This is a genomic window from Mesorhizobium sp. M4A.F.Ca.ET.020.02.1.1 (assembly GCF_004022645.1).
In the GTDB taxonomy this organism is placed as follows: domain Bacteria; phylum Pseudomonadota; class Alphaproteobacteria; order Rhizobiales; family Rhizobiaceae; genus Mesorhizobium.
The window spans coordinates 1-1,113 of record NZ_RZOI01001156.1 but is presented as its reverse complement, the minus strand read 5'-3'; the positions used below and the strand labels follow the sequence as shown (position 1 = coordinate 1,113).

The 1,113-nt window shown below is 67.2% G+C and carries 1 protein-coding gene; it reads left to right on the top strand.

Annotated features, from left to right (window positions below; genetic code table 11):
- The first annotated feature begins 94 nt into the window (after positions 1-94).
- The gene (phnK, locus tag EN742_RS35640) at positions 95-871 is read left to right on the top strand and encodes a phosphonate C-P lyase system protein PhnK (RefSeq protein WP_126058225.1); all 777 of its coding nucleotides are present in this window, start codon (positions 95-97) and stop codon (positions 869-871) included.
- Positions 872-1,113: the final 242 nt, after the last annotated feature.

Sequence of the window (1,113 nt, the reverse complement as noted above, 5' to 3'; positions counted from 1 at the left end):
ACACCGACCACTGCGAGAAGCGGCGTGAGGAAGGCCATCGCGGCCACCTTGCGCCTGACGCCCAACTTGCTCTCGAAAAAACGGAGCCGGCCGAATGACCGACGAACCGCTGCTGCGCGTCTCGGCGCTGTCCAAATTCTACGGCTCGCGCGTCGGCTGCGAGACTGTCAGTTTCGACCTGTGGCCGGGCGAAGTGCTGGCGGTGGTCGGTGAATCGGGCTCCGGCAAGACGACGCTGCTCAACTGCCTGTCGACCCGGCTGCTGCCCTCTTCCGGCACCGCCAGCTACCGCATGCGCGACGGCCAATGGCGCGAGCTTTACCGCATGAGCGAGGCCGAGCGTCGCTTCCTGATGCGCACCGACTGGGGTTTTGTCCACCAGAACCCGGCCGATGGCCTGCGCATGACGGTGTCGGCAGGCGCCAATGTCGGCGAGCGGCTGATGGCCGTCGGCGACCGCCACTACGGAAAAATCCGCGCAACCGCCGTCGACTGGCTGTCGCGCGTCGAGATCGACGAGGACCGCATCGACGACGAGCCGCGCGCCTTTTCCGGCGGCATGCGCCAGCGCCTGCAGATCGCCCGCAACCTCGTCACCGGGCCGCGCCTCGTGTTCATGGACGAACCGACCGGCGGCCTCGACGTCTCGGTGCAGGCGCGCCTGCTCGACCTGCTGCGCGGGCTGGTCACCGACCTTGGCCTGGCGGCCATCGTCGTCACCCACGACCTCGCCGTGGCGCGGCTACTGTCGCAGCGCATGATGGTGATGAAGGACGGTCACGTCGTCGAAAGCGGCCTGACCGACCGCGTCCTCGACGACCCGCGCGCGCCCTATACGCAGTTGCTTGTTTCTTCGATTTTGCAGGTGTGATGATGGCGCCAAGTCACCCCCCTCTGTCACGGGCTATCTGCAATGTTGGAGATTGGCGAAACCGCACGAGGCCGCCCCTTCTCCCCGTCACTATACGGGGAGAAGTGCCCGGCAGGCCGATGAGGGGCGGCGCTGACGTGGCGGGAATGCGCGCGGACGCCAATGCCGTCCCAGGAGCGTCGCCCAGCGCAGAGCACTTCAGCTGGACCTCGGCGCTGCCCCTCATTGTCCAGCCGGACATT